The sequence below is a fragment of the Streptomyces sp. NPDC058198 genome (genome assembly GCF_042882605.1).
GTDB lineage: Bacteria > Actinomycetota > Actinomycetes > Streptomycetales > Streptomycetaceae > Streptomyces.
On the sequence record NZ_JBHVVP010000001.1, the window covers coordinates 1,082,319 to 1,096,003 of the forward strand.

Genomic DNA, 13,685 nt, shown 5'->3' on the forward strand with positions numbered 1-13,685 from the left:
TGATCCTGCGCTGGTGGTTCGGGAGCGGTTCCGCTTTGCCCGTCCGGCCCCCGGTACCGGCCGTGAACAGCCCCTTCCCGATCGCGGGTCCGGGGTGCCCGGATAGCATCCGGCGCATGGAGCCGCAGCTGCTGCACACCGTCGCGGACGGCGTCGCGACCGTCGTCATGCACCATCCCGCCAAGCGCAACGCGATGACGGCGCGGATGTGGCGGGAGCTGCCGCCCCTGCTGGAGCGGCTGGCGGCCGACGCCGCCGTACGCGTGCTGGTACTGACCGGCGAGGGCGCCACCTTCTGCGCGGGCGCGGACATCTCCTCGCTGCGGGAGCCGGGCGAGGATCCGCCGTCCCTGGCGGTGGCGGCCGAGGAGGCGCTGGCCGCTTTCCCCAAGCCGACCCTCGCCGCCGTACGCGGCCACTGCGTGGGCGGCGGCTGTCAGCTCGCCGCGGCGTGCGATCTGCGGTTCGCCGAGGAGGGGGCGCTGTTCGGGGTCACCCCGGCGCGGCTCGGCATCGTCTATCCGGCGTCGTCCACCCGGCGGCTGGCCTCGCTGGTGGGGCCCGCGACCGCCAAGTACCTGCTGTTCTCGGCCGAGTTGATCGGTACGGAGTGGGCGCTGCGTACCGGACTCGTGGACGAGGTGCTGCCCGCCGGGGAGCTGGCCGGGCGGGTGGCGGAGTTCGTACGGGTGCTGGTCTCCCGCTCGCAGCTGACCCAGGCGGCCGCGAAGGAGTTCGCCTCCGGCCGTACCGACCGCGCCGGGCACTGGACGGAGCAGGCGCGCGGCAGCGGCGACACCGCGGAGGGGGTCGCCGCCTTCCTGGAGCGGCGGGAGCCGCGCTTCAGCTGGACCGCTGGAGGCTGAAGCGGCTCTTGGCCCGCAGCTCCTCGACGAGGTCCGCGGGCGCCTTGTCCGGTGATCCGGCGTCGTAGGGCGGCTGCGGGTCGTACTCGGTCAGCAGCTGTACGGACCGGGCGAACCGGTCGCCCGCGAGCGTACCGAGCAGGGTGAGCCCCATGTCGATGCCGGAGGAGACGCCGGCCGCGGTGACGTACTTGCCGTCGATGACGACGCGCCGGCCGGTCGGCTCGACACCGAATGTCCTGAGCGTCTCCAGGGCCAGCCAGTGGGACGTGGCCTGCCTCCCCCTGAGCAGTCCCGCGGCGGCGAGCAGGAGCGTGCCGGTGCAGACGGACGTCGTCCAGGTGCTGGTGGTGTCCACCGCGCGCAGCCAGTCGAGGAGCGGCTCGTTCTCCATCTGGCCGGTCTGTCCCGGACCGCCGGGCACCACCACGATGTCCGGGGCGGTGACCTCCGCGAGCGTCTTCTCGGCGACGAGCGAGAGGCTCCCCCGGTTGTCGAGCACCGGGCCGGTCCGCTCGGCGACGAAGACGGTCTCGGCGCCGGGGGCGGGCGAGAGCATCTGATACGGGCCGACGGCGTCGAGCGCGGTGAAGCCTTCGAAGAGCAGGATCGCGATCTGCATGACGGGGCCTTTCAGGAGTGCGGGTGGCGGCGTGGCGGGCCCGCCCTGTCATCCGTACCGACCGGTCGGTAATATACGCCCATGACCACTCTGCCCGAGCGCGCCGCGCGGCGCTGTTACGCCGTAGTCAACCCGATCCACTCGGCCGTCTACTTCTCCCCCGACCTCGGACGCGAGTTCGCACGCGCCGGGCTGGACAACGGGAGGGCCGCCTACTTCGCGGCGCGCGCGGCGCCGCTCGGCCGGGCCGGCGCGGGCGCCGTCACCGCGACCTTCTACAACTTCAAGCACGAGCTCGTCGCCCGGCACCTCCCGCGCGTCTGGGACACCGTCTCCCCCGAGGCCGCGCTCGACGCCAGGCTGCGCGCGGTCGACTCCCTGCTGCGGCGGCTGCTGGGCGAGGAGGCCGTGGCCTCGAAGGAGCTGGCCGAGGCGGCGGAGCTGGCGCTGCGGGCCGCCGGGGCGTGCGCACGCCCCGCGCGTCCGCTGTACGCCGCCAACGCCGACCTGCCCGTGCCGGACGCGCCGCATCTGGCGTACTGGCACGCCGCGACCCTGCTGCGCGAGTACCGCGGTGACGGCCACCTGGCGGCCCTGGCCCTCGCCGAGCTGGACCCCTTGGAGGCGCTGGCCAGCCACACCGCCAGCGGCCACGGCATGTCACCGAAGTGGATCCTGTCCAGCCGCGGCTGGACGCCGGAGGAGTGGGAGGCCGCCAGGGAGCGGCTTCGCGAGCGCGGGCTGCTGGAAACCGACGGCGAGCTGACCCCGGCAGGCACGGACCTGCGCAAGGCCCTGGAGGACGAGACCGACCGGCTGGACCGGGCGCCGTACGAGCATCTGGGTGAGGCGGGCGTGGCCCGCCTCACCGAGCTGGCCGGCGGATTCGCCGAGGCGGCGCTGGCGGCCGGAGCGTTCCCCGCGGACCTCCTCGGCAAGCACTGAAGGCCGTCCCGCGGTTTACGGACAGTCTGACCGGACACTCGCTTGTGTAGGTGGTAGGCCGCGTTTCCCACCGCCTGAAGGGCGCTCACAGCGCGTGCCGCGTACGCAGGCACCGGCCCGTACGCCGTGTGCGGAGCGCCCGACGCGGCCGACGACCCGACAGCCACCTGAAGGAGGCCCTTGTGTTCCGTGCCATCGCCGATGTGCTGCGCGCCATCGGATCGACGCTCGCTTCCGTCGTGACGCTTCCCTTCCGCGCGGTCGCCCGCCTCTTCGGCGGTGCGGCGCACGGGTGAGGGCGCTCCGGCGCGAGCACGTCGGATCAGCTCCCCGGCCCGGTCCCGATCCCTTCGGGACCGGGCCGAGGACTGCCGTACACGCCGGTCACCGCCGGTCGCGCCCGCTGATGTCACCGCTACCTGCCACAATGCAGACGGCGGACCACAGAACAGCGGAGCGTGATCGTGACGACGTCCATCGAAGGCAGGATCGCCGGGGAACTCGGCGTACGGGAGCGGCAGGTGAAGGCGGCCGTCGAGCTGCTCGACGGCGGTTCGACCGTGCCGTTCATCGCGCGCTATCGCAAAGAAGCGACCGAGATGCTCGACGACGCGCAGCTGCGCACGCTCGAGGAGCGGCTGCGCTATCTGCGCGAGCTGGAGGAGCGGCGGACCGCGATCCTCGAGTCCGTCCGCGAGCAGGGCAAGCTCGACGAGGCGCTGGAGGCGCAGATCCGGGCCGCCGACACCAAGGCGCGCCTGGAGGACATCTACCTGCCGTTCAAGCCCAAGCGGCGGACCAAGGCGCAGATCGCCCGCGAGGCCGGTCTGGAGCCGCTCGCCACAGGGCTGTTGAGCGACCCCTCGGTGGAACCGCTCACCGCGGCTGCGGCGTTCGTGGACGCCGACAAGGGCGTCGCGGACCCCGCCGCCGCGCTGGAGGGCGCGCGCGCCATCCTCACCGAGCGGTTCTCGGAGGACGCCGATCTCACCGGCGAGATGCGCGAGCGGATGTGGACGCGGGGCCGGCTGGCCGCGAAGGTGCGGGACGGCAAGGAGGAGGCCGGCGCCAAGTTCGCCGACTACTTCGACTTCGCCGAGGGCTTCCCCGAGCTGCCCTCGCACCGCGTGCTCGCCATGTTCCGGGGCGAGAAGGAAGACATCCTCGACCTGGTCCTGGAGCCCGAGGAGCCGTCGGAGCAGCCCGGGCCGACCATGTACGAGAACATGATCGCGCGCCGCTTCGAGGTCGCCGACCGCGGCCGTCCCGGCGACAAGTGGCTCGCGGACACGGTGCGGTGGGCGTGGCGGACCCGGATCCTGGTGCATCTCGGCATCGATCTGCGGCTCCGGCTGCGGACGGCCGCCGAGGACGAGGCCGTGCGGGTGTTCGCCGCGAATCTGCGCGATCTGCTGCTGGCCGCGCCGGCCGGCACGCGCGCCACGCTGGGGCTCGACCCCGGGTTCCGTACGGGCGTCAAGGTCGCCGTGGTCGACGCGACCGGCAAGGTCGTCGCCAAGGACACGATCTATCCGCATGTCCCCGCGAACAGGTGGGACGAATCGCTCGCGACACTGGCACGGCTCGCCAAGGAGCACGCGGTCGATCTGATCGCCATCGGCAACGGCACGGCCTCCCGCGAGACCGACAAGCTCGCCGCCGACCTGTGCGCCAAGCACCCCGAGCTCAAGCTCACGAAGGTGATGGTCTCCGAGGCCGGCGCCTCCGTGTACTCGGCCTCGGCCTTCGCCTCGCAGGAACTGCCCGACCTCGACGTGTCGATCCGTGGAGCCGTCTCGATCGCACGCCGGCTCCAGGATCCCCTCGCCGAGCTGGTGAAGATCGACCCCAAGTCCATCGGTGTCGGCCAGTACCAGCACGATCTGTCCGAGGTGAAGCTGTCCCGCTCGCTGGACGCGGTCGTGGAGGACTGTGTGAACGGCGTGGGCGTCGACGTCAACACCGCGTCCGCGCCGCTGCTCTCGCGCGTCTCGGGCATCGGCGCGGGGCTCGCCGAGAACATCGTCGCCCACCGCGACGCCAACGGGCCCTTCCGCTCCCGCAAGGCGCTCAAGGCCGTGGCCCGGCTCGGCCCGAAGGCGTACGAGCAGTGCGCCGGCTTCCTCCGTATCCGCGGCGGGGACGACCCGCTGGACGCGTCGAGTGTGCACCCCGAGGCGTATCCGGTGGTGCGGTCGATGGTGAAGACGACGGGCAGCGAGGTCGCGTCGCTCATCGGGAACGCGTCGGTGCTGCGCTCGCTGAAGCCCGGGGACTTCGTGAACGAGTCCTTCGGTCTGCCGACCGTGACGGACATCCTGCGAGAGCTGGAGAAGCCGGGCCGCGACCCGCGGCCGGCGTTCAAGACGGCCACGTTCAAGGACGGCGTCGAGAAGCTCGGCGACCTGGTGTCCGGGATGGTGCTCGAAGGGGTCGTGACGAACGTGGCGGCGTTCGGCGCGTTTGTCGACGTCGGCGTGCACCAGGACGGTCTGGTCCATGTCTCGGCCATGTCCAGGAACTTCATCAAGGACCCCCGCGAGGTGGTGAAGCCGGGCGACGTGGTCAAGGTGAAGGTGATGGACGTCGACATCCCCCGCAAGCGGATCTCCCTGACGCTCCGTCTGGACGACGAGTCGCCGGCTCGCGACCGGTCCGACCGCTCCGACCGGTCCGGCGGCGGGCGGCCTCCGCAGCAGCGGCAGGGCGGCCGTGGCGGCGGCGACCGGCGCGGGTCGGGCGGCAGCGGTACGGGCGGCGGGGCCGGGCGGCAGGCGGCGCCTCCGGCGAACAGCGCGATGGCGGACGCGTTGCGTCGGGCAGGTCTGACGGACCCGAAGGGCGGCGGGCGCGGCTGAGTCGCCGTCCGGAGGGTGCGGGGCTGTTCGTCGTGGTGCGGGTGCGGGTCGCCGTCCGGCGGGGGGTGCGGGTGCGGGCCGTTTGTCGTGGTGCGGGTGCCGGGGGTTCCGGAGGTCCGTGTCCGGACTGCATGATTTACGGCGCCGTGCGGGCCGGTTCTCGGCTGACTGGTAGTCGCGCGCCACAAATCACGCTTTACGTCCGGACACGCACCTCCTGCACCCCCGACCCCCTCCCGCCGGTGGCCCCCCGCCCGGCTTGGGGAGGGGTGGGGGTGGGGGGTCTGTGCGGGAGGCGAAGGGGGACGGGTAGGGGTGGTGTCCAGGACGTAGAGCGTGATTTGTGGCGCACGACAACGTGTCACCCGGCGTCCGGTCCGCACGCGCCGTAAATCATGCAGTCCAGGACACCACCCCTACCCGGCACCCGGCGACAACCCGCACCCGAAAAACCGGCCCCCGCCCAAAACCACCCGTACCCGGCCAACCGCCGGACGGCGAAACGTCAGGCCTCGGTTACGTTGCCTGACGTTACGTCGAGGCGGCGCGTCGTGCGGACCGCGTTCAGCATGCGGCGGTCGTGGGTGACCAGCAGCAGCGTGCCGTCGTACGAGTCGAGCGCCGACTCCAGTTGCTCGATGGCCGGCAGGTCGAGGTGGTTCGTCGGCTCGTCCAGGACGAGGAGGTTGACGCCCCGCCCCTGCAGGAGCGCGAGCCCGGCGCGGGTTCGTTCGCCCGGGGAGAGGGTGGTCGCCGGGCGCAGCAGGTGGCCCGACTTCAGGCCGAACTTGGCGAGGAGGGTGCGCAGTTCGGCCGGCTCGGTGTCGGGGACGGCTTTGCGGAAGGCGTCGAGCAGGGTTTCCGGGCCATGGAAGAGCGCGCGCGCCTGGTCGACCTCGCCCACGACCACGCCCGAGCCGAGCGCCGCGTTTCCCGCGTCCAGCGGCAGGCGGCCGAGCAGCGCGGCCAGGAGGGTGGACTTGCCCGAGCCGTTGGCTCCGGTGATGGCGACCCGGTCGGCCCGGTCGATCTGGAGGGAGACGGGGCCGAAACGGAAGTCGCCTCGGGTCACCTCGGCCGCCCTGAGGGTCGCCACGACGGCCCCCGAGCGGTCCGCGGTGGCGATCTCCATCCGCAGTTCCCACTCCTTGCGGGGCTCCTCCACGACGTCGAGGCGCTCGATCATGCGCTGCGTCTGGCGTGCCTTGGCCGCCTGCTTCTCGGTGGATTCCGTGCGGAGATTGCGGCCGATCTTGTCGTTGTCGGACGCCTTGCGCCGGGCGTTCTTGACGCCCTTCTCCATCCAGGACCGCTGCATCTGCCCCCGTGCCTCCAGGGACGACTTCCTGTCGGCGTACTCCTCGAACTCCTCGCGGGCGTGGCGCCGTGCGGTCTCCCGCTCTTCGAGGTACGCCTCGTAGCCGCCGCCGAAGAGGGTGATCTTCTGCTGGGCGAGATCGAGTTCGAGCACCTTGGTCACGGTGCGCACCAGGAATTCGCGGTCGTGGCTGACGACGACGGTGCCGGCGCGCAGACCGGTCACGAAGCTTTCCAGCCGTTCGAGGCCGTCGAGGTCGAGGTCGTTGGTGGGCTCGTCGAGCAGGAAGATGTCGTACCGCGAGAGCAGGAGCGAGGCGAGGCTCGCGCGGGCGGCCTGGCCGCCGGAGAGGGTGGTCATGGGCTGGTCGAGGCCGACGGTCAGGCCGAGCGAGGCGGCGACCTCCTCGGCCCGCTCGTCCAGGTCGGCGCCGCCGAGGCCGAGCCAGCGCTCCAGGCCGGTGGCGTAGGCGTCGTCCGCGCCCGGTGCGCCGTCGACGAGCGCCTGGGTGGCCTCGTCGAGTGCGGTCTGCGCGGCGGTGACTCCGGTACGGCGGCCCAGGAAGGCCCGTACGGTCTCCCCCGCGCGCCGCTCGGGCTCCTGGGGGAGGTGGCCGACGGCGGCGGTGGGCGGGGAGAGCCTGAGCTCCCCGTCCTCGGGCGTGTCGAGTCCGGCGAGCAGCCGGAGCAGGGTGGATTTCCCGGCGCCGTTGGCACCCACGAGTCCGATCACATCGCCGGGCGCGACGACCAGGTCGAGCCCGGAGAAGAGCGAACGGTCGCCGTGTCCTGCGGCGAGATCCTTGGCTACGAGCGTGGCAGTCATCAGACCGCTGATCCTAACGAGGCCAGGGCGTGACCACGGAATGGGCCTGGCTGCCGTATTCCGCTACGGTCCGGACATGAACGGCGATGTGATCGTGGTCGGTGGCGGAGTCATCGGACTGACGACGGCGGTGGTGCTCGCGGAGAGCGGCCACCGCGTCGGACTGTGGACCCGTGATCCGGTCGCGCGGACCACGTCGGCGGTGGCGGGAGCGCTGTTCTGGCCCTATCGCATCGAGCCGGCACGGCAGGTCGGCGGGTGGCTGGAGCGGTCGCTGAGCAGGTACGAACAGCTCGCGCGGAGCCCGGAGGAGACCGGGGTGCGTATCGTCGCGGGGCTGATGGCGGACACCCCGCTCGACGGCCTGGGCAGCTGGGCCTCCAGGGTTCCCGGGCTGCGCGAGGCCCGCGGGGACGAACTGCCCGACGGCATCGTCCAGGGGCTGCGGGCCGCCGTCCCGCTGATAGACATGCCCGTCCATCTGCGGTATCTCAAGGAGCGGCTGCGCGCGGCGGGCGGCACGGTCGAGCGGCGTACCGTCACCGGCTTCGACGAGCCCGCGGCCGAGGCACCGGTCGTGGTGGACTGCACCGGCACCGGCGCCAGGGAGCTGGTGCCTGACGCGTCGGTGTATCCGGTGCGCGGCCAGGTGGTGGTCGTGGAGAACCCGGGGATCGACGAGTGGTTCGTGGCGGCCGTCCCCGGCTCCGCCGATACGACGTATGTGATGCCGCAGCCGTACGGCGTGCTGCTCGGCGGCACCGCGACCGAGCATTCGTGGGATGTGGGCCCCGACCCGGCCGAGGCCGAGGCCATCGTCGCGCGCTGCGCCCGGATCCGTCCCGCGCTCGCCGGGGCGCGGGTGCTGGAACACCGGGTGGGGCTGCGGCCCGCCCGCCCCCGGGTCCGGCTGGAGGCCGTACAGCTGCCGGGCGGTGCGCGGCTGGTGCACAACTACGGCCATGGCGGCGCGGGCGTGACCGTGGCCTGGGGCTGCGCGGAGGAGGCCGCCCTGCTGGCGACGGGCTGACGCGGTCAGCGGGCGTCGCTGTCCCCGTCCGCCGGGCCGATGCGGATCTCGAAGTCTCCGTCGTACTGCTCATGGCCCGCGATCACGGCCGATTCGACGACCTCGGCGCCTCGCTCGCCGCGCACGATCAGCGGGTCGCGCCGCAGGTCACGCATGAGCGCCACGCACATGCCGATCATGACGAGGACGAATGGAGCCGCCACCAGGATCGTCAGATTCTGCAGACCTTCGAGCGCGTCGCCCTGGCCGTCGCCGATGAGCAGCATCACCGCCGCGACGGCGCCGGTGACGACACCCCAGAAGACGACCACGAAGGTGCCGGGCTCGAACGCTCCCTTCTGGGAGAGCGTCCCCATCACGATGGACGCGGCGTCCGCGCCGGAGACGAAGAAGATGCCGACGAGGACCATCACCAGCACGCTCGTGACGGTGGCGATCGGGAACTGCTGGAGCAGGGCGAAGAGCTGCCCCTCGGGTGTGGCCTCCTTCGCGAGCCTGCCCTCCTGCTGCTGCGCCCTCAGCGCCGTACCGCCGAAGATCGCGAACCAGATCAGGCTGACGGTGCTCGGCACGAGAATGACCCCGCCGATGAACTGACGGATGGTGCGGCCCCGGCTGATGCGGGCGATGAACATGCCGACGAAGGGCGTCCAGGAGATCCACCAGGCCCAGTAGAAGACCGTCCAGCCGCCCAGCCATTCGGCGACGCCCTTGCCGCCCGTGGCGTCGGTCCGCCCGGCGAGCTGCGCCAGATTGCCGAAGTAGGACGCGATCGAGGTGGGTACCAGGTCGAGGATGAAGATGGTCGGTCCCGCAACGAAGACGAACACGGCGAGCAGCAGCGCCAGCACCATATTGGTGTTGGACAGCCACTGGATCCCCTTCTCGACCCCGGAGACGGCGGAGGCGACGAAGGCCAGTGTCAGCACGCCGATGATGGCGACGAGCAGCGCGGTGCTGACCTTGTCCAGCCAGCCGAGCTGATGGAATCCGCTGCCGATCTGGAGGGCGCCCAGGCCCAGTGAGGCCGCGGAGCCGAAGAGTGTGGCGAAGATCGCCAGGATGTCGATGATCCGGCCGGTCGTGCCGTAGGCGTGCTTCTTCCCGATGAGCGGTACGAACACCGCGCTGATCGTCTGGCGCCGCCGGCGCCGGAAGGTGCTGTACGCGATGGCGAGGCCGACCACGGCGTAGATGGCCCAGGGGTGCAGGGTCCAGTGGAAGAGCGTGGTGGCCATGGCGGTCTCGATGGCCTCGGCCGAGGAGAACGGGTGGGTGCCGGGCGGCGGGTCGGTGAAGTGCGTGAGCGGCTCGTTCACTCCGTAGAACATCAGCCCGATGCCCATGCCGGCGCTGAACATCATGGCGACCCAGGAGACCGTACGGAATTCGGGCTCCTCGTCCTCGTGGCCGAGGGTGATCCTGCCGTAGCGGCTGATCGCGAGCCACAGGGCGAAGACGACGAAGCCGGAGGCGGCCAGTATGAACGCCCAGCCGCCGCCGCGGATCAGGCCTTTGAGCATGCCCGTGGAGATGTTCTCCAGCGAGGTGGTGCCCACGGAGCCCCAGACCACGAAGGCGAGGGTAAGGGCGGCGGTCACGCCGAACACCACCCGGTCGGTCGCGGGACGCCCGGAGTCCTGGGGGTGACCGTTGAGGTCCACCGTCACCGGCGGACCTCCCCGGCTGTCTCCTTCGTTCTGTCCGTCCTGCGTCACGAGCGACACCTTTCGGGGTTTCACGGAGCCGGAATGCGCGCTTCGCTACGCCCTACCACAGGTGATCTTCGTCGAGCCGGATCAACAGGCTTCGGGCTGCCCCGCGGTCAGGTGATACTCCGCCCGCTCGTCGAGGAGCAGCGGCACCAGATTCCGCTGGGACTGACGGAGCGGCACGAAGGCCGCCTTCCCGAGCGGCACGGCCAGTACACCGTGCAGGGCGAGTTCATCCTTGACGTCCGCGTACTGGGCGGCGTCGAGCCGGTAGCCGCACGGCGGGTCCTGGATGATCTTCTCCGGCGCCGCGGGATCGTTGTCCGCGCCGCCGAGGTAGACCGGGCCACGGTCCTTCAGCCCGGCCAGCCTGGCGGTGGCCGTGGCCGTCACGATCCGGGCCCTTCGCTCGTCGGTGAAGGAGAACAGGCCCTTCAGGGAGTCGAGTTGGCTCGTCACCCGGCGCCGGTTGTTGAGCGGCTCGCTGGCCTTCTCGGCGTCGGTCATCGGATCGACGCGGCTCTCGATGAGCAGGCCCAGTGAGTGCTTGACGCCTGAGGCGTTGCGCAGGATGCGCTCCTGACCGTCGCCCGCGGTCTGCTTGATGGGGTCGCCGGTGACCGGGTCGGTCCAGATGCCGTACGTGCCGATGGAGTGGCCGCCGGCGCGTGCGGCGGGGCGTACGTACCGCTCGGAGAGCGTCTGTGACTCGTCGTGGATCCGTGCGTCGGTGTTGAGATTGCGCGGCCAGAGGTCGAACAGGTCCTTGTCGTAGTACGGCGGGGTGGCGCCGTATTCGTGCAGGTCGTAGATGACATCCGGGCGCCGGTCGCGGATGACGGCGGCCATGGCGCGGCCCTCGGCGGTCTTGAGCGCGATGTGGTCGCGGTTGATGTCGACGCCGTCGGAGTTGCCCCGGGTGTCGGCGGCGCGTCCGTCCGGGTTGGCGGTGGGGACGACGAGCACGCTCGTCCGGGCCAGGAAGCGCTGAGTTGCGCGGTCCTCGGCGTACGCCAGATCGCGGACCGTGGTCAGACACGCCTCGCGGCCCGACGGCTCGTCGCCGTGCTGGCTGCAGACCAGCAGCACGGTGGTGGCCGCGTGGCGGGCGCCGATCTCGACGAGCTGGAGCGGGCGGCCCTGTGCGGTGGCGCCGATCGTGGTGAGGGAGGCGCGGTCGCTTCCGCGGTCGACGGCGGACAGGAACTGCTGTTCCTGGGGCTGGCTGGTCCAGTCGGCGCCGTCGTTGGTCTCGAAGCCGGTACGCGGCGGGGTGGGGGCGGCCTGGGCCTGGACGGTCGCCAGCGGCATGACGAGGGCCGCGGCGGTCGCCGCCAGGACGAGGGTGCGTATACGGGGCTTCATCAGGTGCGGTCTCCCGGGATCGGAGGGGTCCGGCGCGGCTCGGCCACGCCGTTGTGCGGGGTTTCGCGGGGTGAGCTGTGCGGCGGGACGGCGCCGGTCGTGGCGCGGGTGAATGCCTCGGCGCCACCGACGAGCGGGAGTCTCGCGGCCGTGGTGGCCAGATCGACGGTCAGGGTGGGGGTGGTGGACGGGGGGTCGATGAGGCCCTGGTCCGTACCGCCGATGATCAGGGCGAGCCGGTGGCCGGCCGGGACGACATGGTCGCTCGCGGCTAGTTCGAGGGTGAGGGTGTACGGCTTGCCGGGGGTGAGCGGGCGGCCGTGGCCTGCCGAGGCGTAGGTGCCGAGGTCGGCCCAGCCGCGGCTGAAGACCGTGTGGCCGACGTCCGCCGTGCGAGCCGCGGTCTCCCGGTAGCAGGAGCTGTCCGCGGTGGTGCTCGGGCCCCAGCAGGTGCGCTCGGTGAGGGTGGTGATGCCTTCACCGGTCGCGCCGTAGTCGCGGATGGTGTCGGGGCCGAGGTCGACAAGGACCGCCGAGAGATGCGCGCTGGAGGTGGACGGCGTGGCGGTGACGGTCACCGTACCGGAACCGGACAGGCGCAGATCACGGCTGAGCGGCCGGGTGATGAAGCCGGACTTGGCCGGGGTCGCCCGGTCGATGTCGGCGGCCCAGTCACTCTCGCCGAGGCGCGGGTCGTCGGTGAAGGTCTCGGTCGAGCCGGGCCTCGCGGGGGTACGGCCGAGGGTACCGACCCCGGGGGCGGAGCCCTTGCCGGGGCGCAGTGTGGTGGTTTCCGTGGTGCGCGGCGGCCACACCCGGTCGGTGGACCACCGGTCGGGGGCGCGCTCGATGTCCGCCATGGGCTCGCGGTCGACGCCGTTGTCGTAGCCGAGGAGGTAGTGGTCGAACCAGCGGTGCAGGGTGGAGACCCACGCGGCGCGACGGAAGTCGAAGGGGTCGACGTGGCCGGTCTGGGAGAGCCAGATCTTGCGCTCCACGCCCGCGTCGGCGAGCGCGTCCCACCACTGGCCGAGGTGCTTGGTGCGGACGTTGAGATCCTGCATGCCGTGCACGGCGAAGACGCTGGCCTTGACCTTGTCCGCGTTCCGTACGTAGTCGCGCTCGCTCCACAGCCGGGTGAGGTCGCCGGTGCGCGGGGCCCCGTCGATCAGGCGCTGCTGGACCGTCTGGCAGCGGGCGCGGGCCTCGGGGCTCTCCACATAGCCGGAGAGCCAGTCGGGCCCCGAGTCGTAGAGGGGGGCGCCCTGAGCGAAGTAGTAGTCGTACCAGGAACTGATCGCGCTGATCGGGACGATGGTCTTGAGTCCTTCGACCCCGGTGGCGGCGACGCCGTTGGCGATGGTGCCGTCGTAGCTCTTGCCGATCATGCCGGTGGCGCCGGTGGTCCAGCCGGCCCGTACGCGGTCGGTGCCACCGCGGCTGCCGTAGCCGCGGGCGCGGCCGTTCAGCCAGTCGACGACGGCCTTCGCGGACTGGATGTCGGAGCGTCCGCCGACATCGATACAGCCGTCGGAGCGGTTGGTGCCGGTCAGGTCGACAGCGACGAAGGCGTAGCCGCGCGGTACGAAGTAGTTGTCGTAGTGCAGCGGGAAAGCGGCCGGGGCGCCGTCCGCGTCGTAGGTCTTCTTCTGGCTCTCGTTGCCGCGTCCGCAGCAGGAGTAGTACGGGCTCGCGTCCATGATCACGGGGATCTTCCGGCCCTGCCGCGCGGGCTCGCGGGGGCGTATGACATCGACGGCGACGCGATCGGTCCTGCCGTCAGCGTCGGCGTCGATCCCGGTGTCCACCCAGACGGATTCCCTGATGGCGTCCGCGTACGAGTACGTGGGCTTGCTCTCCTTCGCGGGCGGGGTGGCCCGCGCCGCGCCATGTGCTCCCGCCGGGACGAGCAGCACCCCCAGCAGGGCGGCGGAGGCCGCCGCGACCAGCGTTCTGCACGACCAGCGGGCGCCCCGCGCACGGATCTCCATGGGGCGGAAGCTGCCCGGGCAACTCCGGTGCGAAACAGTGCAGTCGTGGGGACAAAGGGACAGGCGGGGGACGGACGGAGACGGGCGGGGCGGCTGCCGGAGGGTCGTCGTGCGCCACCGGGGGCCATGGACGTACGGCTCCGGGCCCCGGCC

At 71.8% G+C, this 13,685-nt stretch carries 10 protein-coding genes; 5 read left to right on the forward strand and 5 right to left on the reverse strand.

Features of this window, described 5'->3' with window-relative positions:
• Positions 1–116 precede the first annotated feature (116 nt).
• Entirely contained in the window at positions 117–866 is a 750-nt protein-coding gene (locus tag ACFVWW_RS04905; RefSeq protein ID WP_386875955.1) for an enoyl-CoA hydratase/isomerase family protein, read from the forward strand.
• Here ACFVWW_RS04905 and ACFVWW_RS04910 read toward each other — a convergent pair.
• Complete coding sequence (locus ACFVWW_RS04910; RefSeq protein ID WP_386875957.1) at positions 844–1,488, reverse strand: DJ-1/PfpI family protein; 645 nt, start codon at positions 1,486–1,488, stop codon at positions 844–846. The genes ACFVWW_RS04905 and ACFVWW_RS04910 overlap by 23 nt on opposite strands.
• Positions 1,489–1,569: 81 nt before the next feature.
• Between ACFVWW_RS04910 and ACFVWW_RS04915 the strand changes: the two genes are divergently transcribed.
• The 3 genes from ACFVWW_RS04915 (at position 1,570) to ACFVWW_RS04925 (ending at position 5,291) form a co-directional block, all read left to right on the forward strand.
• Positions 1,570–2,433 (forward strand): hypothetical protein, encoded by an 864-nt coding sequence (locus ACFVWW_RS04915; protein WP_386875959.1) that lies wholly within the window; start codon positions 1,570–1,572, stop codon positions 2,431–2,433.
• A gap of 182 nt (positions 2,434–2,615) precedes the next feature.
• Entirely contained in the window at positions 2,616–2,729 is a 114-nt protein-coding gene (locus ACFVWW_RS04920; RefSeq protein WP_384191031.1) for an LPFR motif small protein, read from the forward strand.
• A gap of 168 nt (positions 2,730–2,897) precedes the next feature.
• Complete coding sequence (locus ACFVWW_RS04925; protein ID WP_386875961.1) at positions 2,898–5,291, forward strand: Tex family protein; 2,394 nt, start codon at positions 2,898–2,900, stop codon at positions 5,289–5,291.
• 505 nt (positions 5,292–5,796) lie between these two features.
• Here the strand turns inward: ACFVWW_RS04925 and ACFVWW_RS04930 are convergent.
• Positions 5,797–7,434 carry an ABC-F family ATP-binding cassette domain-containing protein gene (locus tag ACFVWW_RS04930; RefSeq protein ID WP_384193695.1) on the reverse strand — a complete coding sequence of 546 codons (1,638 nt, stop codon included), beginning with the start codon at positions 7,432–7,434 and terminating at the stop codon, positions 5,797–5,799.
• A gap of 76 nt (positions 7,435–7,510) precedes the next feature.
• Here ACFVWW_RS04930 and ACFVWW_RS04935 point away from each other — a divergent pair, with 76 nt between their 5' ends.
• Positions 7,511–8,464: an FAD-dependent oxidoreductase gene (locus tag ACFVWW_RS04935; RefSeq protein ID WP_384193697.1), complete on the forward strand. Its 954-nt coding sequence runs from the start codon at positions 7,511–7,513 to the stop codon at positions 8,462–8,464.
• A 5-nt stretch (positions 8,465–8,469) separates the two neighbouring features.
• Here ACFVWW_RS04935 and ACFVWW_RS04940 read toward each other — a convergent pair whose 3' ends face one another.
• The 3 genes from ACFVWW_RS04940 to ACFVWW_RS04950 form a co-directional block, all read right to left on the reverse strand.
• Positions 8,470–10,182, reverse strand: a complete 1,713-nt coding sequence (locus tag ACFVWW_RS04940; RefSeq protein WP_386875963.1) for a BCCT family transporter — start codon at positions 10,180–10,182, stop codon at positions 8,470–8,472.
• Positions 10,183–10,263: 81 nt separating this feature from the next.
• A complete protein-coding gene (locus ACFVWW_RS04945; protein ID WP_386875965.1) occupies positions 10,264–11,541 on the reverse strand; it encodes a M14 family metallocarboxypeptidase in 1,278 nt (425 codons plus the stop codon).
• A complete protein-coding gene (locus ACFVWW_RS04950) occupies positions 11,541–13,532 on the reverse strand; it encodes a Xaa-Pro dipeptidyl-peptidase (protein ID WP_386875967.1) in 1,992 nt (663 codons plus the stop codon). Before ACFVWW_RS04950 ends, ACFVWW_RS04945 begins: the two co-directional genes overlap by 1 nt.
• Between the last annotated feature and the right edge of the window lie 153 nt (positions 13,533–13,685).